Consider the following 21,048-nt stretch of genomic DNA (forward strand, 5'->3'; position numbering starts at 1 on the left):
TTACATCGCCGCATAGCTAGATTGTTATGTCTCATGACTATGATCCGCTCGCCGCTGAAAGCTTCGACAGTGCTCATGCCGATTATGCGCGGCTGCGCGAGCAGTGCCCGGTCGTGCATAGCGATACGTGGGGCGGTTTCTGGGCGCTGATGAAGCACGACGACGTCGCTACCGCAGCGACCGAGTGGCAGACCTACATCACCTCGCAGCAGAACGTCGTACCCAAGGTCGCGTTCACCGGCCGTCGGCCGCCGCTGCATCTAGATCCGCCGGAGCACACGCCGTATCGCCGCGCGCTGAGCCCGCTGCTGACCGAGCGGCGCATCGCGCGGCTCGAACCGGTGGTGCGCACGATCTGCCGCGATCTCGTCGCCAGGATGGTCGCGAATGGCGGCGGCGACGTCTGCGCCGATTATGGCGCGCACATGCCGGTGGCGGTGTTCGCGCACTGGATGAACCTCGATTCGGACGCCATCGACGCGCTGGTCGATGCCGGGCGGCGTTACAATGTCGCGGTGCAGTCCGCCGACATGGACACCACCAAGGAAACCAGTTCACTGCTCTACGACATGGCGCGTGAGGTGGTGGCGGACCGTCGCGCCACGCCGCTGCCGGTCGACGAGGATGCGACCAGCGCGCTGCTGGCGGTACGGGTCGATGGCGAGCCGCTGCCTGAGGAGATGATTGTCGGTACGATCCGGCAGGTGCTGGTGGTCGGGCTGATCGCGCCGAGCGTGGTGATCGGATCCATCGCGGTGCATCTGTCGCGTCACCCCGATCTACAGGCGGAACTGCGCGCAGACCCGTCGCTGATGCCGGCCGCCATCGAGGAGTTCCTGCGATTGTACGCGCCGTATCGCGGTTTCGCGCGCACCGCGACGTGCCCGGTGACGATTCGGGAGCGCACCATCCCCGCAGGCGAGCCGATCGCTTTGGTCTATGCCTCCGCCAACCGCGATGCCGATGTGTTCGACGAGCCCGACAGCTTCCGTATCGACCGGCCGAACATGAAGGATTCGCTCGCGTTCGGTCGCGGGCCGCACAATTGCGTCGGTGCCGCCCTGGCGCGACTGGAATTGCGCGTGGCGATCGAGGAACTGCTCGCCGCCGCGCCGTCGTTCACGCTGGCGGGCGAGCCGAAGCCGACGCGCTTTCCCGAAATCGGCGCGCTGTCGGCGCCGATCCGGTTCGGGGTGGCGGCATGAGCGGCGTGGTCCTCGCGGTCGGTGATCTCGCGATGGACCGCGCCGACTATGACGAGAGCTTCGTCGCGACGCGCGACGTGCTCGCCGACGCCGAGGTGACGTTCGGGCAACTCGAAACCAGTTTCGCGGCGGCGGGCGTGCGCGCACCGCAAGCACGCCATGCGGTGCTGGCGCGGCCGGAGGGGGCCGCTGCACTGGCGCGCGCGGGGTTCGACCTGATCTCGATGGCGGGCAATCATGTGCTCGACTGGGGCAACGACGCGTTCTTCGAGACCAAGGCGCATATCGAGGAAGCCGGCATGCAGGTGGTCGGCGCCGGTGCCAACATCGCGGAGGCGCGCAAGCCCGCCCGCTATACTTTAGCGGACGGCACGACGGTCGCCTTCCTCGCTTATTCGAGCATCCTGCCGATGAACTATTGGGCGGACGAGCGTCGCCCCGGCTGCGCGCCGATGCGCGCCTTCACTGTGTACGAGCAGATCGAGCACGACCAGCCTGGCACGCCGCCACGGACGCACAGCTTCCCGCATCGCGAGGATCTCGCCGCTCTGGAGGCGGATATCCGCGCCGCCAAGGCCGATACCGACGTGGTGTTCGTCTCGCTGCACTGGGGTATCCACTTCGTGCGGGCGAGCATCCCCGATTACGCGCGCGACGTCGCCCGCGCGGCGATCGCGGCGGGGGCGGACGCGATCCTCGGTGGGCATCCGCACATCCTTAAAGGGTGCGAGCTGATCGACGGGCGGCCGGTGTTCCATTCGCTGTGCAACTTCGCGACCGATCTCAAGATGGGCGCAGCCCACGCAGCGTCGAAAAGCTGGAACGAGATCCGCGTGCTCGCGGAGGAATGGGAGCCGGATTTCGAGGGGCTGTATAACTTCCCGACCGCGTCACGCCTGTCGATGGTGGCGCGCTTCGAAGTCGCCGGCGGGCGCATCGTGCGTAGCGGCTTCCTGCCGCTCTACATCGGCCGCGACGCGGTGCCGCGCATCGTCGGGCAGGACGATCCGCATCATGCGGAGGTGGTTGCGTACGTGGCCGATATTACCCGCGAGGCTGGGCTGAACGCCCGCTATGTCATTGCGGGCGACATGGTGGAGATCGTCGCGTGAGCCGCCGCGCTTTCCCGCTGGAGGGGATCGTCTTCCTCTATTTCCTCGCGTACCTACCCAACGTCATCATCACCAAGCTGGTGACGACGCAGCCCAACGCGCGCTTCGGTGGGCCGCTCACCGGGCTGGAAACGCTGCCCGCCTCGCTGATCCTCAACCTGGTGATGACGTACGTCTTCATCTGGTTGTCGGGCTGGTACCGCGAGGCGAACACGGTTGCCGTCGCCGGGCTGCGGGTACCGTTCCCGACCCGCTACACCTTGCTGTCCGCGTTCGGCACCGCGCTGGTGCTGTTCACCGTGCCGCTGTCGTTCACGTTCCAGGGCGTGAGTATCCCTTTCATCCAGTTGCTGATGCGCGGCGACATCCTCATCATCGCGCCGCTGGTCGACCTGATGTTCGGGCGCAAGGTGCGGTGGTGGAGCTGGACCGCGCTGGTGATGGTGGCGGTGGCGCTGTTCATCACCATCCATGCGCGTGGCGGCCTCGCGCTGCCGCCGCTCGCGCTGCTCGACGTGGTGCTGTACACGCTCGGCTACTTCATCCGGCTGGCGGTGATGACGCGGGTTTCCAAAACCGGCGAGCCCGCCTCGATCCGCCGCTATTTCGTCGAGGAGAAGATCGTCGCGTTGCCGCTTGCGGTGGTGGCGCTGGCGGTGCTGTCGGCAAGCGGGATCGGCGGGCAGGCGGGGCAACTCGGTATCGGCTTCCTTGGCGTGTGGGGTGATCCGGTGATCTGGTCCTTAGTCGCGATCGCAGTGACGCTGACGATCATCTCGATCTTCTCGGCGGTGATCCTGCTCGACGCGCGCGAGAACGCCTATTGCGTGCCGCTGGAGCGCGCCTCCAGCCTGGTCGCCGGCATCGGCGGCGCGATCCTGCTGGCGGTCGGCTGGGGCCTTCCCGCGCCGAGCACGCCCGATCTGGTCGGCGCGGCCATCCTGATCGCCGCGATCGTTCTGCTGTCGCTGGCGCCGCGGTTTTCACGCGCGCTGAAGCCCGCACGCGCGGAGGCACAATAGCTCGAACACACCCTCCGGTACGCGCCCGATGGAAGGCGCGACCGGTTCAGAGAGAGGAGACTGACATGCTTTCGTTCGTCGAACGACGTCTTGCGCACACCTTGTCGGGCATCGCGTGTGGCGCGCTGGGCCATCGCCCTTGCGACGCCTGCCGCCGCGCAGACCGCGCAGCCGGTGACACAGGCCGATCCAACGCCGACCACCGGCTCCGCGCCCGCCACGGCGCTGGCGGATGACGAGACGCAGCCGGCGTCCGCCAGCAGTGCGACCAACAGCGACATCGTCGTCACCGGCAGCCGCATCAAGGGCGTCGCGGCGGTCGGCTCGGCGGTGATCTCGGTCGATCAGGCAAAAATCGCGCAGGAACCGGTGACGTCGAGCGCGGATCTGCTGCGCCGCGTGCCGCAGGTCGTCGGGCTGGGGCAGAACCGCAACGGCGGCACCGCGCAGAACGGCGCGGCCAATGCAACGCGCGGGTCCGGCATCAACCTGCGCGGGATCGGCACCAACGCGACGCTGGTGCTGTACGACGGCAAGCGCCTGCCGCCGCAGGGCACGCAGGGGCAATATACCGACCCGTCGGTGATCCCGTCGATCATGCTCAGCCGGGTCGAGGTGGTGGCGGACGGCGCATCGGCGATCTACGGGTCGGATGCGATTGCGGGGGTGGTCAACTTCATCCTGCGCAAGAACTTCGACGGTGCCGAACTGCGCGCGCGCAGCGGCTTCACCGATGATGGCGCTTACGGCGAACAGCAGGTCGCCGGCCTGTTCGGCAAGAAGTGGAACGGGGGCTATCTCACCTTCGCCGCCGAATATACGCACAATTCGGCGCTCTACGGCGCAAGCCTGCCCTGGTACCGCGACGACAATCGCGACCGCAGCGGGCGCGATCTGCGCACTACGTTCTGCAACCCCGGCACGATCACCGCCGGTGGCCGCAGCTATGCCATTCCCGCCGGCGGCGTCACCACCGCAAACGCCGCTTCGCTGATCGCGGGAACGAGCAACAAGTGCGATTACAATGGCTACGACGCGGTCATCCCCGAACAGCAGCGGATCAGCACGGTCGTCAATTTCAGCCAGGATGTTGGTTCGCGCCTGCGCATCTTCGCGGACGGTTTCTATTCCTACCGCGACGGGATCACGCCCGGCATCAACGACACGTTCACCGCGACCGTGCGCAACACCAACCCGTTCTTCGTCGCGCCTGCCGCTGGCGTGACATCGGAGACGGTCGCCTATTCGTTGCTGCCCGAACTCGGCGCGGACCAGAACCCGTACCACGGCTATTCGTGGAACGTGTCCGGCGGCGCGGAGGCCAAGCTGTTCGGCGACTGGTCCGCCACGGCCTATTACCAGCACGGCGAGTCCAAGGACGTGTCCGACCGGCGTGTCGGCGTGAACGCGGCGGCGCTGGCGACGGCGCTGGCCGACCCCAACCCGGCGACCGCGCTCAACGTGTTCGGCGGCCCGAACAACCCGGCGACGCTGGCGAGCATCCACGACAATTATTTCCAGATCGTCGGCGCGACCCGGCTCGACGTCGCGAACCTGCAATTCACCGGGTCGCTGTTCCACCTACCCGGCGGCAACGTCCGCACCGCGATCGGCGGGGAATATCGCAAGGAATATACCTTCACCAGCCTCGTGATGGGCAACAGCGCCGCGCAGCGGACGATCGCCGACGCCGGCAGCCGCGACGTGAAGGCGGTGTTCGCCGAATTGTACGTGCCGATCTTCGGCGCGGCCAACGCCATTCCCGGTTTCCAGCAACTCACCGTGTCGCTCGCCGGCCGGTATGAGCATTACAGCAACTTCGGCGATACCAAGAACCCCAAGGTCGGCGTGACATGGAAGCCGATCCACAATCTGACGGTGCGCGGCAGCTACGGCACCTCGTTCCGCGCGCCGACCTTCACCGAAATCTCGCAGGTCGCTGGCGGCGCCGGCCTGTATTACGATACGCTGCCCGGCGCGGCCGGCAACCAGACCGGCATCGGCATCGCCGGCGGCAACCCCGGCCTGAAACCGGAAACGGCAACGACGTGGTCGGCCGGTTTCGAATATGCGCCGTCGTTCGTGCCCGGGCTGGTCGCCACCGCGACCTATTTCGACATTGACTATAAGAACCAGATCAACGCGTTGCGCGGCACGTCCGGCATCCTCACCAACCCGCTCTACGCGCCGTTCGTCACGCTGAACCCAAGTGCGGCGCAGGTCGCGGCCCTGATCGGCTCGGGCCTGCCGATCAACCAGGCGATCAATGCATCAACGGTGACGTTCATCGTCGACGGGCGACGGCAGAACCTTGGCGAGGCGCTGGTGCGTGGGCTCGATTTCGGGCTGAACTATGCGCACAGCTTCGGCGCGGTGAAGATCGACAGCGGCGTGCAGGGCACCTATTTCACGCATTACGGCTACATCCCGGTGCCGGGTGCCGCCTTCACCAACGTCGTCAACACCATCAACTTTCCGCAGAAATTCCGTATGCAGGCGGATGTCGGCGCGACGGTGGGCGCGGTGCACGGGCGTGTCACGCTCAACCATCTGAGCGGTTACGCCAACACCGGCGTGACGCCGTACCAGCGGATCAGCGCCTACGACACGGTCGACCTGTACCTCGGCTTCGACATCACGCCGCGCTTCACGCTGTCGGTGGATGCGCGCAACCTGTTCAACCGCAACCCGCCGTTCGTCGATCAGGTGCGCGGCTACGATCCGCAATCCACCAACCCAATCCCGCGGCTGATCTCGGTCACCGCCGGGGTCAAGTTCTGATGCGCCGCCGCTGGTGTCTCGCCGGCCTGGTCGCGGCCGGTTGGGCGGTGCCGGCGGCGGCACAGGATTGCGCGAGCCTGGCGGGAACATACGCCGGCGCGGTCGTCGTCACCAACGCGGCGGCGGTTCATGCGAACGCTGCGCAGCCGTTCCAGCCGGATACGCCGGGCGGGTACAAGTCGTTGCCCGTCCGGGTACCGCTATGTCGGGTCGCGGGTACGATCGAGGGCGATATCGGCTTTGAATTATGGTTGCCGCTGGCGGGTGCGTGGAACGGCCGGCTGCTCGGCGCCGGTGTCGGCGGGGATGCCGGCGTGTTCAACTATAACGACCTCAGCCGCCGCGTGACCGAAGGGTTCGCCGCTGTCACCACCGACAGCGGCCACAGGAGCAGCCAGCCGCACTGGATGATGAACCCGAAGGTGCGCACCGACTACGAACACCGTGCCACGCACCTCGCCACGCTGGCCGCCAAAGCCATCGTCGCGCGCTTCTACGCGCGGCCGGCGACGCACAGCTATTTCCTCGGCTGTTCGGGCGGCGGGCGGCAGGGCCTCAAGGAACTGGAGGAATATCCCGCCGATTACGACGGCATCGTCGCGGGTGCGCCGGGGCCGTACATGCCGCTGATTTCGGTGCGGATGATGTGGTCCTCGCTGCTTCAGAAGCAGCAACCGGCTGCGGCGCTGAGCGACGCCGACTGGTCGTTGTACGAGAAGGCGACCTTTGCAGCCTGCGACGCGAAGGACGGAGTGCGCGACGGCGTGGTCGAGAACCCGCTGACGTGCGGGTTCAAGCCGGCCGCGCTCGCCTGCAAGCCCGGCCAGAGCGGCGGCTGCCTGTCCGCGCCGAAGGTGAGGATGCTCGCCACCATCGTCGGCGCAATGCCCGATGAACACGGACGGCCGATGGACCGCGGCCTGTTGCCGGGCGTGCGGACGCGGCCTGGCCCGCCGTCGCCGTTGCTGCGCCAGATGTGGGCGGATGCGGTGCACAACAACCCGGATTGGGACGAGAACACGTTCCGGCGCAGCGCCGATCTCGCCGCCGCCAATACTGCGATGCCGCAGTTGCGCGCCGACCGTACCGACATCGCCCCGTTCCTCGCGCGCGGTGGCAAGGCGATCATCTATCAGGGTTGGCAGGACCCTTCGGTCATCGCCGGGCCGACGATCGACTTCTACCGCCGGCTTGCCGCCGCACAGGGCGGGATGGCCGCGCTTCGGCAATCGGTGCGTTTGATGATGGTGCCGGGCATGTACCATTGTCAGGGCGGCCCCGGTGTCGACCAGTTCGGGGGCTCGGGGCAGGCCACCGCACCCGGCGATCCGCAGGGCGACGTGCTGTGGTCGGTGATCGACTGGGTCGAGCATGGCCGCACGCCCGATGCGGTCATCGGCACGCGCCTGTCGGCGGGCGTGCCGGTGTTCACCCGCAAGCTGTGCGCGTTCCCACAGAGCGCGCGCTATACCGGCGGCGATCAGGCGGATGCGCGATCGTACCGATGTGTGCTCGATCCCGTGCTGGCGGCGTACCGCTGACATGCTGAGCGACCGCATCGCCACGCACATCGCCGAGATGTCGTACGCGGCGCTGTCGCCGCACGCGCTCGACATGACGCGGCTGGCGTTGCTCGATGCGATCGGCGTCATGCTGGGGGCAAGCGGGCTGAGCCCGGAGGCGACGCCGTTCCGCGATCTCTCGCTGGCGAGCGGCACCGGGCCGAGCCTACTGCTCGGCGGTACGAAGCGGGTGCCGGCGACCGCAGCGGCGTTCGCCAACGGTGCGCTCGCCCATGCGCTTGATTTTGAGGATGCGTTCGACCGTGCGCCCTGCCACCCCAATGCCGCGCTGGTGCCCGCGCTGCTCGCGCTGGCGGATGCGCGCGGCGTCACCGCCACGGAGTTTCTCGCGGCGATGGCGATCGGCTGTGACCTGACCTGTCGCATGGCACTCGCGCTTGGCGTACCGATGGAGGCAGGCGGCTGGTATCCGCCGCCGATCCTGGGCGCGTTCGGCGCGACGGCAGGCGCGGCGCGGCTGCTCGGCCTCGATGCGGCGCAGACCCGGTCGGCGCTGTCGCTCGCTTTGTGTCAGGCGACCGCGCCCGGAGAGATCAAGCATAGCGTCGCCACTACGATACGTGCCGTGCGGGAGGCTTTCCCGGCGCAGGCGGCGGTGACGGCGGCGTTACTGGCGCAAAGCGGCGTGATCGGTTTCGAGTCGCCGCTGGAGGGGGAAGGTGGCTTCTATCGCCTCTATGCGGGTGGCATGTTCGATGAAGCGGTACTGCTCGACGGGCTGGGCGAGCGGGTGCACGGCGAACAGCTCAGTTTCAAGCGCTGGCCGGCCTGTCGCGGCACGCACGCCTATATCGAGGCGGCGCTGCGCCTGCGCGAGCGGCTTGGTGGCGCGTGGCAGCGCATTGCGGGGATCACCATCACGGTCGGCGACGTGCAGCGCATGCTGGTTGAGCCGCCGGCCCGTAAGCAGGCGCCCGCCACCGCGATCGACGCCAAGTTCAGTATTTTCTACACGGTGGCGTGCGCGCTGGTGCGCGGCGCGGTCGGACTGCAGGATTTCGACGGTGGCGCGCGGGCCGATGCCGATCTGCTTGCGCTCACCGCCCGCATGGCGGCGATCCATGACACCGCGCAGGTGGCGACCGCGTTCGGCGGCATCGTCACCGTCACGCTCGATGACGGCAGCGTGTTGCGCGAGGCGGTGATGGTCCCGCTCGGTCATCCTGACCGCCCGATCGCGACCGCGGCGCTGATCGACAAATTCGTGGCATGTGCGGGGGAGGCGGCGCTGCCCTACAGTGCGGCAGCGGCGGGGGCGTTGGCGGAACGACTGCTGTCGCTTGGCGGCGATACGAACGTCGCCATGCTGCTGGCGCGCGATTGAAGGAGAATGACATGCCTCGCACGATGATCGCGCTGGCAGCGCTGCTGGCGATCGGCGCAGCTCCGGCTCCGGCTCCGGCGCCGGCTGTGCGGCATGTCGAGGCGCGGCTCGATACCGGCAACGTCTGGGCGGCGGACATCCCGGCGCAGTGGAACGGCACGGTGCTGCTGTTCAGCCATGGCTTCAGCGCCGGCCCGGCCAACCCGCCGCGCGATCGCCCGCACGAAGGCGCGGAGGCGTTGCTGGCAAGCGGATATGCGCTGCTCGGCAGTTCGTACCGCGAAACCGGCTGGGCGGTCGAGAAAGCCGTACCGGACCAGATCGACGCGCTCGACGCGTTTGCGCGCGCCGTCGGCAAACCGCGTCGCGTCATCGCTTATGGCGAGTCGATGGGCGGCCTCGTCACCGCCGCGCTGGTCGAGCGCCATCCGGACCGGATCGACGGGGCGATGCCGATGTGCGCGTCGCTATCGGGCACGCTCGGCATGGAGAACCAGGCGCTCGACGGCGCATGGGCGCTGAGGACGCTGGTCGATCCCGGCGCACCGCTTCGCATCGTGGGCGTCTGGCATCCCGGCGCCCCGCAACCCCCGATCCGCGAGGAAGGCCCGGCGGTGGACGCGCTGCTCGCCAAAGCGACTGCCACGCCGGCAGGCCGCGCCCGCCTCGCGCTTGCCGCGGTGTTCGCACAACTGCCCGACCGGCCCGATGCGAAGGCACCGCCGGCGGGCTCGTCCGATCTCGACGGGCGGGTCGATGCCTATGCGCGCTGGTTCGCGATGGGGGTCTTCTTCCCCCGCTTCGAACAGGAGCGCCGCGCCGGTGGCAACGCGTCGTGGAACATCGACGTCGATTACGCGGCGCAACTTGCAGCCTCGGGCAAGCGGGCGATGGTGGAGGCGTTGTATCGGCGCGCGGGGCTATCGCTTGCCGCCGATCTCGCGACGCTTGCCAAAGCACCGCGCATCGCCGCCGATCCGAAGGCGGTCGCCTATATGCGCGCGAATTTCGTTCCGACCGGCAAGCTTCTTCGCCCTGTCCTGACGCTGCATACCATCGGAGACGGCGCGACGATGGTGACGTATGAGCAGGCATATCAGGACATCGTGCGCCGCGCTGCCTCCGGGCAGATGCTGCGCCAGGTGTATGTTCAGGCGACCGGCCATTGCACCTTCAATGCCGCTGAGACCGTGGCCGCGATCACGGTGTTAGACCGGCGCATTTCGACCGGCCGTTGGGACGACGCCGCGCTTTTGGCATCGAGCCTGAATCGATCAGCGGGGCCGACCGCGCGCTTTGCGGCCTATCGACCTGCCCGGTTCCTCCGGCCCTGCGGTGCCGTGGAGCACACGTGTGCGGGCGAGCCAGCTTCGGAGACAGACGTACAGGACACAAGGGAGCGGGTTCACTAGCGGGGGCGCCAATGCAATGCGTCTCCTCAGCCGTTAGAAAAGCCCCCCGAACGGCAAGCGTGTTGCCGTCGCCGCATCAGCGAGGAGCAGCATTGGCTTTGACATGTGCCGATCTGGCAGTGATGATCGTGTCGGAGAGGGGCAACGAGCGCCTATGTTGAATCGTCGCGAAACGCTGCTGGCCGGCATGGCCACCGGTTTGCTAAGCTCTGCGGCCCGCGCGGCGGTCCCTGGCGCCTGGCCCGCTTACCCCACGGAGGAGATCGACGTGTGGCCCGGCATCCCGCCTGGTGCCCCCGCCATCCTGCCGGTCGAACAGGTGATCGAGACCGGCGACGCCCAGCATCACGGCCGCATGGTCAAGGGCATCGTTCGCCCGCGCATGAAGGTGTTCCGGCCTTCCAGGCCCAACGGCGCGGCGCTGCTGGTGACGCCCGGCGGCGGCTATTCGGTGATCGTCATCGACGTGGAAGGGTATCAGATCGGACCCTGGCTCGCCGAGCGCGGCTGGACGGTGTTCGTCCTATACTATCGGCTGCCGGGCGAAGGCTGGGCGCACCGCGCGGATGTGCCGCTGGCAGACGCGCAGCGCGCGATGCGACTGATCCGGTCGCGCGCGCCGACCTACGGCATCGATCCCGCCAAGGTGGGCGCGCTCGGCTTTTCGGCTGGCGGTCATGTCTGCGGCGATCTCGCCACCCGCTATGACGCGACAGTGTATGCGCCGGTCGATGCGGCGGATCGGCTGAGCGCGCGGCCAGCGATCGCGGCGCCGATCTATGCGGTCCAGTCGATGAGCGCGCCGCTCGCACATGGTGGTTCGCGCGACATGCTGCTGGGTCCAAACCCGTCGGTCGAGACCCAGCGAGCGCATAGCCCGGCGCATAACGTGACCGCAGCGACGCCGCCCGTCTTCATGGCCCATGCCGAGGATGACACGACCGTCTCGGTCGAGAATACCGTGGAGATGCGCGCCGCGCTCAAGATGGCGGGCGTCAAGGTTGAGACGCATCTGTTCACCGCCGGCCGGCACGGCCTGGGGTTGCCGGGCGCGGCAGGAGAGCCCGCGCGGCACTGGAAGGACATGTTCGCCGTCTGGGCGCAGGCGCAAGGGCTCGGCTAGGCGGCTTGATCTTCGCTCTGTCGTCGCGGTTGCCAAATCGTGGGCGCAACCGGATAAGGCCGCAAAGCCGTTTGGGAGAGAGAGCGTGTTCGATCAGCCGTGTTGCAAGCATGGCGGCTTAAACCGCCGTGAGCTTGGGTCAGCCAGCGTACTTGGCCTCGCTTCAGCCTGGATGGCTGTTGGCACCACCCCCAGCCTTGCCGCCGATACCGGTTCAACAGCGACGGGCAGCACGCTGAGCGGCTTTGAACTTCGCGATGTCCGTTTGCTCGATGGCCCCTTCTTGCAGGCGCAGCGATTGAGCGCTGCCTATCTGCTCAGCCTGGATTGCGACCGGCTGCTGCATAGCTTCCGCGTCAATGCCGGTCTGCCGCCCAAAGCGCCGATCTACGGCGGATGGGAGTCCGCCCCGACGTGGACCGACATCCATTGTCAGGGGCATTCGCTCGGCCACTATCTCTCCGGCGTCGCGTTCATGAGTGCCGCAACGGGCGACAAGCGGATGCGCCAGCGGGTCGACTATATCGTCGCTGAGCTCGCCGCCTGTCAGAAGGCGGGTGACACCGGGCTACTCTGCGCGTTCCCGGAGGGGCCGGGTCTCGTCGCCGCGTTCATCGCGGACGACAGCAAGGTGACGGGTGTGCCCTGGTACACGTTGCACAAGGTCTACGCGGGCCTGCGCGACGCCTATCAGCAAACCGGCAGCACGCAGGCGCGCGACGTTCTGATCCGCTTTGCGGACTGGGCGGTGGTCGCGACCCGTTCCTTGTCGGACGAACGCTTCGAGACGATGCTCGGGGTCGAGCATGGCGGCATGAACGAGATCTTCGCCGACCTGTTCGCGCTGACCGGCAATCCCGACTACCGCACGATGGCGACGCGCTTCTCGCACAAGGCGACGCTGGTGCCGCTGGAAAAGGCGCAGGATCACCTCGACGGGGTGCACGCGAACACGACCATCCCCAAGATCGTCGGTTTCCAGCGGGTCGCCGAGGTGACGGGTGCCGCGGACTATCACAGCGCTGCCGAGTTCTTCTGGCGCACCGTTGTGCAGACCCGTTCCTATGCGACCGGCGGGCACGGCGATGCCGAGCATTTCTACCCGGTCGTGGATGCGGCACAGCACGTTTTCTCCGCCAAAGGCTCGGAAACGTGCGGCATCTACAACATGCTGAAGCTGACCCGGATGCTGTTCCTGCAGCGGCCGGACGCTGCGTACGCCGACTTCTATGAGCGCGCACTCTACAACGGCATCCTGGCGTCGCAGGACCCAAAGAGCGGGATGGTTACCTACTTCCAGGGCGCGCGGCCGGGCTATGTGAAGCTGTATTGCACGGCCGTCGATTCCTTCTGGTGCTGCACCGGTACCGGCATGGAAAACCATGCCAAATACGGCGAGGCGATCTACTTCCACAATGATCGCGCGCTGTGGGTCAACCTGTTCATCCCGTCTGCGGTGACCTGGCGGCAGCAACACGCCACGCTGACGCAGACCACGCGTTTCCCCGAGGCGCCCTCGACGCGGCTGCGCTGGACCCTCGCGCGGCCGACGTCGCTGGCGCTGCACCTGCGGCATCCCGCCTGGGCGCCGGCCGTCGAGGTGCGGGTAAACGGCGAGGTGGTGGCACACGCGGACCGACCGGGCAGCTATGTCACGGTGGACCGGGTCTGGCACAGCGGCGACACGATCGACCTGTCCCTGCCGATGCACGTCGCAGCGGCGCCGCTGCCGTCCGCACCGGACATTTTCGCGCTCACCTATGGCCCGCTGGTGCTGGCGGGAGCGTTCGGGAACGCCGGTATTCCTGCGGGAAGCGACCTTGTCGTCAACGAGCGGAAATACGGCGAGTACCTCAACACGCCGGTTCCCGTCCCGTCTCTGGGCGACGGCGATCCGGAGGCGATCGCGCGGGCAGTCCGGCCGGGCGCCGACCCGCTGACCTTCACCATGCCGGATGCGCGGGGCGAGCCTGTCGAGTTCAAGCCCTACCATCAGGTGGCGCATGAACATTACGCAACCTATTGGAAAATTGGCGATAATGCGCCTGCGAAAGCCTGACGGGGCCGCAACGGCACAGGGTCATCGACGCGCGGTCTTCGCACGCGGAGGCTATGGTGTCGTGATCTGAACGAGCGGCGGGTTAGGGGGCCGAAAAGAGCGGGGCGCCGGCGCAGGACCGGTGGCCGGCATCATGCCCAGTCTTCCAGTTTGCCCATTATGTTGCGGGGCAACGCAGCGCCGAACCGGACGCTGCGCGGACGTTCGGCAGGGGACAATCGAACATCACAGATGTTTTCGATCACAGCGGAGAGTTCGGTCGGTTCCCGGGTGCCATCCGGCACAATGAAGGCCTTCAGTCGGCCGTTGTCATGCTGCCGGACGGCCACATCGGCGACTCCATCGATCTGCCGCAACGTGTCGGCTACACGAGCGGGCCACACGGTCTCGCCACCGACCTTGACCGCACCGTCCCGTCGACGGATCGGCCGGAGCCTGCGCTCTCCGATCCGCTCGACATGGTCGGGGAGGCTGTAGCTGCGCCCCTTGGCATCGTACAATTGCCAATCATCTTCGCCCGCGGGCGCCAGCCGCCAACGCGGCAGCAGATCGTAGGCGTCGTCAGGTAGATCGCGAACGGCGATCCCGCCGGTTTCGGAGGATCCATAGACATCAAGGAGCCGGCTCAGCCCGGCGGCGAGCAGGTCCGTTGCGAGAGCTGCGTCGAGCGGGCCGGCCGAGCTGCATCCCACGACGTCTTCCGGGAACGAGCGGACCAGCCGAGCCATGGCGCGCCATTGATCGGGAACAGCGACCACCAGATCGCCCGAGGCGAGATCGAGGGGGGCGCCCAACGTGCGCGCCACCACCGGGACCTTCAGCACGGTCGGCAGGAGCGCCGTCCAGATGATGCCATAAAGATGATGGGCAGGCACCAAGGCCACGACACGACGCCGGCCGCCGAGCTGCGTCGCCAGAAACCGAACCTCCGTCAGGAGGTCCGCGATGGCATGGACACATGGCCGGGGTTGACCGGTCGAACCGGAGGTCATCACCGTCAGTTCGTCGTCGCCAGGGTCGTGGCGGGCCATGATCCAGTCCACCCACGCTCCGACCACGCGCGGTGGCTCCGGCCCGAGCAGGTGGTCGTCCAGCCCGAACATCTCCGCCAAGGCGCCAAGCGCGCCTAATTGCTCCAGAGAGTCCAGGCCGAGGCCGTCGTCACCGATCGGCATTGCATCAGGCCAAATATCCGCTGGCAGGCCCGGCTGGCCGCGTTCGCGCAAGCGCCCGACTTCCGCCATGACGACGGCGCGGGCGATCCGCTGTACCGCCGAGCGGGGAAGCGCCGAACTCATGCCGCGCGGGCTTGGGGCCGATGCACCTGGTTCCGACCGCTGTGTTTCGCCGCGTAGAGCCGGCGATCGGCCAAGGCGATCAAGGCGTCGATCGAACCGTTGGCTTCTTCCAATGTGGCGCAGCCGAAACTTGCCGTCGCGCCCAGCTTGCCCATCGGTGTATCGATGCACAAATCCGCGACTGCCGCCCGCATGTCTTCGGCGAGGTTCAGAGCCTGATTGAGGTCGAAACGCGGCAGCAGTGCCCCGAATTCCTCTCCGCCAAGACGGGCAAAGATGCCCCGCGGCGGCAGGAGTGCCGCACAGGCTTCAGCGACTTTGCAGAGCAGCGCGTCGCCGACGGGGTGCCCGTATCGATCATTGACGATTTTAAAATGGTCCAGGTCGAGGACCACCAGCGCCAGCGAATGGCGCAACTCGCGCCAGTGCGCTTGCTCGCGTTCCATTACCTGGCTGAAATGTCTCCGGTTCGACGCGCCGGTGAGGTGATCGCAGGTCAGCAGGCGGCGAATATCCTCGGCAGCGGCTTCACGCCTCGGCACGTCGCGGAGCACGACGGAAAAGCCGGTCGGGAGCGATGAGGCATCATCCGCCCGTGCCACGACGAGGCGCTGGCACCAGTAACGTCCCCCATTGCGGCGCTGCTGCCATCCCTCCTGAAGATGCCAGCCGTCTCGCTGCGCGATCTCGACCTGCTCCTCAAGGCGCAAATCCCCGCCCGTTGGGTCCGTTTGCAGGACCTCTGCCAGCTTTTGGCCGATGACCGTTGCGCAGTCGTGGCCGGTTTGCCGCGTAAAGCCGGGATTGGCGGAGGTGATGAGGCCGTCCGGGGTGATGGAAAGTGCGGCATATTCCGCCACGCCGTCCAGCAGGGTTGCGAACCACGTATCGGCTTGTCGCAGCCGTTCCTCTTGGGCAACTTGCTGGCTGATGTCCGACAAGGTCACCATCAGACGGTCGGCCCCAAGCTTGACCATCGTGCATGCGAGCACTTTTGGCGCCGTTTTGCCCCGGCCCCCACCCAGATCGACGAAAATGCGGTGCCCGTCGCAAATTTTGCCGGCGGCCGGCGTGTAGGCGGCGCAAAGGCTGCGCAACTCCGGGGCGTGTTGCTCAAGCGCGGCAAACAGGTTGCTGGCATCGCGCGTACCCGCGAGCGGCAACAGATGCTGCATGGCATGCGGGTTCATCATCGCGATCTCGCCGGCAGCATCGCATTCGATCAAGCCGACAGGGCACGCATAAAGGAACTCTAGAAGCTGCTCCTCGCTCGATTTCTCGGTCATGGTTATGGCCTCATCGTTCGATCAGTATGTAACGATACGGTATTTCCTGATCTGCGAGCAGACGAAGGCGAACCTTTGTCGGGCGCATGCGCAGGGTCAGCACATAGGGTATGATATCGTCGATCGCGGCTTCGTCTTCGAACCGTTGCGCCACCATGAAGTTGTTCATGCATTGTCCGACCGCGTCGAAAAACGGCACGCCGACAACCGTCGAGGGGTCAAGGCCCGACATGCGCGCCTCCGTTGCGTTATAGATCGCAACGTTCGTGTCTGCGCCAAAGCCGACAACCCCGAAGGGCAGGGCGTCTCGCTCGTCCGCAGTCATTCCGTCGAGATCGCCGATGGCGACCGTTTCAAAGCTAGCTTCCGACATCGGCACAGGCACTCCAGGTTGCGTGCTACATGCCCGATCGATGTTAACCGGCAGCTAATATCGTCGAACAGCAGCCCAAGTTTGCCACGCTCGCCAGGTCTAACGGGAGGCGAAAGCAGGATGGGGGTACCGGACGCGCCATTCAGGGCCGCTGCGTGATCGCAAGGCGATCATGCAGCCACATCCGGAGACGACGTCGGATCGGCTTGTCCCAATATTCGTAGGCCGCCCCGGAAGCGAGCAGGACCAATGGCACCAGCGCCAGCCCGATCACGACCAACTGCGCGGACGTGGCGTGCTCGTTGGCGACGTAGTTCATCCAGACATACAGGAACGGGAAATGGACCATGTAGATCGGGTAGGAAATGCGTCCGCTCGCCTTGCACAGGCCGAGCATGCCCCTGCCTGGCTCGGAATGCGCGCCGAGGACAAGCATGGCCGGGAACACGAACACGACACAGGCCGCTTCATAAAGCCCGTTGAGTTTGAGGCCGCCTACCTCCGGCCATGTGGGAAGCGCCATGACGCCGATCATCACCGCGGTGAGCGGAAGCCATCCCAGCCGCACGCAAGGCAGCCGGTCCTTCACGCGAAAGAGCCACATACCGGTCAGGAACGGGAAACACAGACGGACCGGTGCCATCCAGACGCTGCGCCAGTCGGACCCTTGATCCAGCGATCCCAGCGCGCCGGCACAGGCAACCAGCACCAGACCGCTCAGCACCGCCAGAACGGCGAGCACCCGCGCCGACAGGTGCCGCAGCACGAGCGCGTAGGCCAAGTTGCCGACATACTCCTGGAGCAGGCTCCAGCACGGGCCGTTCAAGGTGTGCGTATCGCCGAACCGGTTCGGCAGCGACCAGGTCGGCAGCAACAGCAGCCCCATGCCAAGCGCAACCAGCACCATCCGCCACGACGCCGCCTGCGCATCGCCGGCGAATGGATCGAGAAGGTAGCTGGCAAAGCCGAGCAGCACGCCCAGGATCACCATCGGGTGCAGGCGAATCAATCGCAAGGTAAGGAACTGGCGGACGCGCATTCCGCCCCAGCGATTGTCATAGGCATAGGCAATCACGAAGCCGGACAGGGCAAAGAAGAAGTCCACCGCCAGCGGGCCGTGATGCAGCAGGATCTTGGAGCCCTGCCAGCCGACGGTGATCCCCTGGATGTGGAACAGCACGACGAGCAGGGCAGCCGATCCGCGCAGGCCGTCAAGCACCTCGAAATGCTGTTTGCCCGTGGCTGTCGCGTCTGCACCGGGCTGATTTGGCCGCAGTGTCTGACGTTCGACCTGCGCTGCATCGTGTGTGTGAGCGGAACGCATCATTGTGCCCTCGGTTGAGCGCGGGGACTGCGACGCTGGGCAGCCCGTACAGATCCGCGCCGGGTCGACGCGTGGGCCAGCAGCGATCGCTGCATCTTCTGCCAGCTTCGCCGCGGCACGATCGGGAAGATCGACCGGTTGGCATCGACGCGATCCCGATTGCCGGGAGGCAGGGCCGCAGCGCGACGAGGGATCCTCAGTTTCCCTTGCCGAAGGGCAGGGTGAGCGCGTTGCCGTCATAACGGACGGTGCGCATCTCGGGCTGCGTCGTCGCCGCGTCGCCGGGACGGTCCATCACCACGACCCGCAACATCCGCTGCTTGACGAGGCCGGGGAAGGTGCCACGCCGCGCACCGATCGTCAGCGTGCGTTTGGCATCGTCCCAGCGCAGATCGTAGCGCGCCGACTGGCCTTTTTCGTAGGCGTAGGTCTCGTTGTCATCCTCATACAGGGTGAAGCGGCCGTCCGCGCCGGGATAGATGCGCACGTCATAGGGCGCATCCGGTCGTTCGGTGGCATATTGCAGCACTGGGCCCATCGGCACGATCGCACCGGCGCGCACGTATAGCGGCACCACGTCGAGCGGCGCCTCGCGCGTGACGGTTTCGCCGCCGCGATAGCGCTGGTTGGTCCAGAAATCATACCACTCGCTGCCGCGTGGCAGGTAGGTCCGCACCGTCAGGTCGCGCGGTGCGCTGAGCGTCGCGGCATCGCGCTTCAACTCGCTCGGCGTGCGCCAGATGAAGCGGAACACGCGACCGCCCTCTGGATGGAAGAACTCGAGCCGCACCGGCAGTCGCTCGCCCCTCCGGAGCGTGTACCGCACCACGCGCGAGCGTGTCGCGCTGCGGTTCCAGTCGTCGATCGCGGGCTTGCCGGCCAGAAACAGGCGCATGCCATCGTTACCGGTCAGCCCGATCTCATACTCGCCATCCTCGGGCGCGATCAGATCGCCCTGCCAGCGCGCGGAAAAGTGGCTGAGCGATGTCAGGCCGGCGGGCATTTCGGCAAGCGGCGGGTCGGGCCAGGTGTGGTCGATCTTCGCGTCGAGCGCGGTCCCGGCAGCCTTCTCGAAGTTCTCGCCCGCGAAATACTGCACGCTAAGCCCTGGCTTGCCGTCGGCGGTGCGCAGCACGTCCGCCGGTACCGTCGTCGCTGCGGAAGGCAGGATGTTGTACATCGCCCGCGTGACCGGGTGAACGAGCAGCGACGATCCGAACATGAAGCTGTCGTTGATGCTGCGCACCGCCGGATCATCGGGGAAGTCCATCGGCAACGCACGCATCAGCGTATAGCCGTCCGACGTCACCTTCGCGCTCAGGCTGTAGATATAGGGCAGCAGTTGGTAGCGCAGGTGCACGCTGTCGAGCAGCGTCTTGTACACTGCCGGATCGAGCGTCTTGAAGATATACGGCTCGCGTTCGACGTTGGTGCCGTGCACGCGCATGATCGGGTTGAACGTGGCATATTGGAACCAGCGCGCGAACAGCTCCCGCCACGCCGCGTTCTTCTCGCCACCGGGAAAATCGCTGACGAAGAAGCCGCCGGTGTCCTGCGTCCAGTACGGATTGCCGGTAATGGTGACGTTGACGCCGCCCGAAACCTGCTGTGCGAACGTCTTCCAGTTGGCGTAGATGTCGCCCGACCAGGATGCCGCAGCGGTACGCTGTGCGCCCGCCCAGGCCGAGCGGGTGAGGGTGAAGACGCGCTTGTCGCTGGTCGCGCGCTCGCCGTCATAGGTGCCCTGCGTCGTCATCAGCGAATAGGGGTTGAGATAGCGCGTGAAGTCGCCGAGCGCGTTGCTGCCCAGCGCCTTGGTATCGCGAACGTTGTCGACCGGGTTCCACATCGCCGAGCTGACTTCGACCTCGGTGCCGTCCATCCACAGCGCGTCGACGCCTTTGTCGAGCAGGCCGGACTTCACATATTTGAAGTAGATCTTGCGGCCAAGCGGGCTGTACGCATCGTACACGCGCGCCTGTTTCGAGATCCAGTGCAGCGGCTTGAAGCGCAGATCGTAGCGGTCGAGTTCGTGCGCGAGCGGCGTGTCGTTGCCGACCGACGGCCAGATCGACACCATCAGTTTCATGTGCAGATCGTGGATCTCGCGGCTCATCGCCGCCGGGTCGGGATAGCGTTTCGGATCCCACATCATGCCCGACCAGGTGCCGTCCTTGTCGCTGCCCCAATATTGCCAGTCCTGCACGATGTAATCGAGCGGGAACTGTTCGCGGCGGAAAGTGCGGGCAACCTCAAGGATGCGATCCTGCGTCGGGTAACGTTCCTTGCTCATGAACAGGCCGAACGCCTGCTTGGGAAACATCGGCGCGTCGCCGGTCAGCCAGCGGTACGCGCCGACCACGCCGTCCATCGTGTCGCCGGCCATGATGTAATAATCGACGCCACCCGGCGCGCTTTCCGCCCACAGGCGCGCGCCATCGGCATCGTCCGTGAAGCGCATCTGCGAATAGGTGTCCCACAGCACGCCGTAGCGTTCGGTCGAGACCATGACGGGAATGATGATGCCGACGTTGGTCTGGACGAGCAGCAGATCCTTGCCGCGCCGGTTCACGTCGTTGTCGCTGGTGAAAGCGAAGCCGTAAATGCCCTCGTCCGGTTTCAGCGTGAAGCGGTTCTCGACCTCGTAGGTCGGCGCATTGGAGATCGTGCGCTTGCTGATCGTCTGCGGTGCGTCCGCCTTTTCGCGGGTGAGCAGGCGACCGGAGACATCGTAATAGCTGGCCGCGCCGCTGCGCTTGTCGATCGTGACGCGCAGTTTCGCGCCGTTGAGGGTGAGAGTGTCGGCGCTTTCGGTGATGGTGAAGGGCACGTCGCCGGGCGTGCGGATCACGACGAGGCTGCGCGCGGTCCAGTAGGATTGCCCGAGATTGGCGGTCACCCGCACCACGCCGGGTGCATAGAAGATCACCGATTTCGTCACCCCGCCAAGCGTGAACTGCACGCCGTTCCGCAAGCGCTGGAAGTGGAACGCCGCATTCTTGGCGGGCGCGACCGCTTGCATCTGCCCAAGCGGATCGAGCCCCGTCGGCGCGGCAGGGCCTTGCGCGAGCGTGGGGCTCGCCGCGACCATCATGGCGGCGGTGGCGATCCAGCGTGCTTTCATGCGTTTTCCTTTTCCGTTCACG

General features: G+C 66.5%; 14 protein-coding genes. 9 read left to right on the forward strand and 5 right to left on the reverse strand.

Going from position 1 to position 21,048, the window contains the following annotated elements; all coding sequences use genetic code 11:
- Positions 1-26 precede the first annotated feature (26 nt).
- The 9 genes from L8F97_RS09270 (at position 27) to L8F97_RS09310 (ending at position 13,621) form a co-directional block, all read left to right on the forward strand.
- Positions 27-1,205, forward strand: coding sequence for a cytochrome P450 (locus tag L8F97_RS09270; RefSeq protein WP_242148754.1), 1,179 nt, complete (start codon positions 27-29; stop codon positions 1,203-1,205).
- Positions 1,202-2,317, forward strand: a complete 1,116-nt coding sequence (locus L8F97_RS09275) for a CapA family protein (RefSeq protein WP_242148755.1) — start codon at positions 1,202-1,204, stop codon at positions 2,315-2,317. Before L8F97_RS09270 ends, L8F97_RS09275 begins: the two co-directional genes overlap by 4 nt.
- Positions 2,314-3,339 (forward strand): hypothetical protein, encoded by a 1,026-nt coding sequence (locus tag L8F97_RS09280; RefSeq protein ID WP_242148757.1) that lies wholly within the window; start codon positions 2,314-2,316, stop codon positions 3,337-3,339. The genes L8F97_RS09275 and L8F97_RS09280 overlap by 4 nt, the downstream gene beginning before the upstream one ends.
- Before the next feature lie 117 nt (positions 3,340-3,456).
- A complete protein-coding gene (locus L8F97_RS09285) occupies positions 3,457-6,120 on the forward strand; it encodes a TonB-dependent receptor plug domain-containing protein (RefSeq protein WP_242148759.1) in 2,664 nt (887 codons plus the stop codon).
- A complete protein-coding gene (locus L8F97_RS09290; protein ID WP_242148760.1) occupies positions 6,120-7,661 on the forward strand; it encodes a tannase/feruloyl esterase family alpha/beta hydrolase in 1,542 nt (513 codons plus the stop codon). The genes L8F97_RS09285 and L8F97_RS09290 overlap by 1 nt, the downstream gene beginning before the upstream one ends.
- Complete coding sequence (locus tag L8F97_RS09295; RefSeq protein ID WP_242148762.1) at positions 7,609-9,027, forward strand: MmgE/PrpD family protein; 1,419 nt, start codon at positions 7,609-7,611, stop codon at positions 9,025-9,027. Before L8F97_RS09290 ends, L8F97_RS09295 begins: the two co-directional genes overlap by 53 nt.
- An 11-nt stretch (positions 9,028-9,038) precedes the next feature.
- Positions 9,039-10,439 carry an alpha/beta hydrolase family protein gene (locus tag L8F97_RS09300; RefSeq protein ID WP_242148764.1) on the forward strand — a complete coding sequence of 467 codons (1,401 nt, stop codon included), beginning with the start codon at positions 9,039-9,041 and terminating at the stop codon, positions 10,437-10,439.
- A 154-nt stretch (positions 10,440-10,593) separates the two neighbouring features.
- Complete coding sequence (locus L8F97_RS09305) at positions 10,594-11,562, forward strand: alpha/beta hydrolase (RefSeq protein WP_242148766.1); 969 nt, start codon at positions 10,594-10,596, stop codon at positions 11,560-11,562.
- Between the two features lie 172 nt (positions 11,563-11,734).
- Positions 11,735-13,621, forward strand: coding sequence for a glycoside hydrolase family 127 protein (locus tag L8F97_RS09310; protein ID WP_242148768.1), 1,887 nt, complete (start codon positions 11,735-11,737; stop codon positions 13,619-13,621).
- Between the two features lie 131 nt (positions 13,622-13,752).
- On the opposite strand, the gene L8F97_RS09315 is transcribed toward L8F97_RS09310, so the two are convergent.
- From L8F97_RS09315 to L8F97_RS09335, 5 genes are all read right to left on the reverse strand, one after another.
- Positions 13,753-14,919 (reverse strand): AMP-binding protein, encoded by a 1,167-nt coding sequence (locus tag L8F97_RS09315; protein ID WP_242148770.1) that lies wholly within the window; start codon positions 14,917-14,919, stop codon positions 13,753-13,755.
- On the reverse strand, positions 14,916-16,205 hold the full coding sequence (locus tag L8F97_RS09320; RefSeq protein WP_242148772.1) for a sensor domain-containing diguanylate cyclase: 1,290 nt from the start codon (positions 16,203-16,205) through the stop codon (positions 14,916-14,918). The genes L8F97_RS09315 and L8F97_RS09320 overlap by 4 nt, the downstream gene beginning before the upstream one ends.
- A gap of 10 nt (positions 16,206-16,215) precedes the next feature.
- Complete coding sequence (locus L8F97_RS09325; RefSeq protein ID WP_242149090.1) at positions 16,216-16,578, reverse strand: phosphonate transporter; 363 nt, start codon at positions 16,576-16,578, stop codon at positions 16,216-16,218.
- Between the two features lie 142 nt (positions 16,579-16,720).
- Positions 16,721-17,905 carry an acyltransferase family protein gene (locus L8F97_RS09330; RefSeq protein WP_242148774.1) on the reverse strand — a complete coding sequence of 395 codons (1,185 nt, stop codon included), beginning with the start codon at positions 17,903-17,905 and terminating at the stop codon, positions 16,721-16,723.
- A 193-nt stretch (positions 17,906-18,098) separates the two neighbouring features.
- Positions 18,099-21,026 (reverse strand): TIM-barrel domain-containing protein, encoded by a 2,928-nt coding sequence (locus L8F97_RS09335; protein WP_242148776.1) that lies wholly within the window; start codon positions 21,024-21,026, stop codon positions 18,099-18,101.
- Between the last annotated feature and the right edge of the window lie 22 nt (positions 21,027-21,048).

The sequence above is a fragment of the Sphingomonas sp. BAUL-RG-20F-R05-02 genome (genome assembly GCF_022662305.1).
In the GTDB taxonomy this organism is placed as follows: Bacteria; Pseudomonadota; Alphaproteobacteria; order Sphingomonadales; family Sphingomonadaceae; genus Sphingomonas.

Excerpts from the sequence above, each read along its gene's own strand:
- L8F97_RS09270 (WP_242148754.1), top strand. The coding sequence starts at position 27 with ATGTCTCATGACTATGATCCGCTCGCCGCTGAAAGCTTCGACAGTGCT.
- L8F97_RS09275 (WP_242148755.1), top strand. The coding sequence starts at position 1,202 with ATGAGCGGCGTGGTCCTCGCGGTCGGTGATCTCGCGATGGACCGCGCC.
- L8F97_RS09290 (WP_242148760.1), top strand. The coding sequence starts at position 6,120 with ATGCGCCGCCGCTGGTGTCTCGCCGGCCTGGTCGCGGCCGGTTGGGCG.
- L8F97_RS09295 (WP_242148762.1), top strand. The coding sequence starts at position 7,609 with ATGCGCGATCGTACCGATGTGTGCTCGATCCCGTGCTGGCGGCGTACC.
- L8F97_RS09300 (WP_242148764.1), top strand. The coding sequence starts at position 9,039 with ATGCCTCGCACGATGATCGCGCTGGCAGCGCTGCTGGCGATCGGCGCA.
- L8F97_RS09305 (WP_242148766.1), top strand. The coding sequence starts at position 10,594 with ATGTTGAATCGTCGCGAAACGCTGCTGGCCGGCATGGCCACCGGTTTG.
- L8F97_RS09310 (WP_242148768.1), top strand. The coding sequence starts at position 11,735 with ATGGCTGTTGGCACCACCCCCAGCCTTGCCGCCGATACCGGTTCAACA.
- L8F97_RS09315 (WP_242148770.1), bottom strand. The coding sequence starts at position 14,919 with ATGAGTTCGGCGCTTCCCCGCTCGGCGGTACAGCGGATCGCCCGCGCC.
- L8F97_RS09320 (WP_242148772.1), bottom strand. The coding sequence starts at position 16,205 with ATGACCGAGAAATCGAGCGAGGAGCAGCTTCTAGAGTTCCTTTATGCG.
- L8F97_RS09325 (WP_242149090.1), bottom strand. The coding sequence starts at position 16,578 with ATGTCGGAAGCTAGCTTTGAAACGGTCGCCATCGGCGATCTCGACGGA.
- L8F97_RS09330 (WP_242148774.1), bottom strand. The coding sequence starts at position 17,905 with ATGATGCGTTCCGCTCACACACACGATGCAGCGCAGGTCGAACGTCAG.
- L8F97_RS09335 (WP_242148776.1), bottom strand. The coding sequence starts at position 21,026 with ATGAAAGCACGCTGGATCGCCACCGCCGCCATGATGGTCGCGGCGAGC.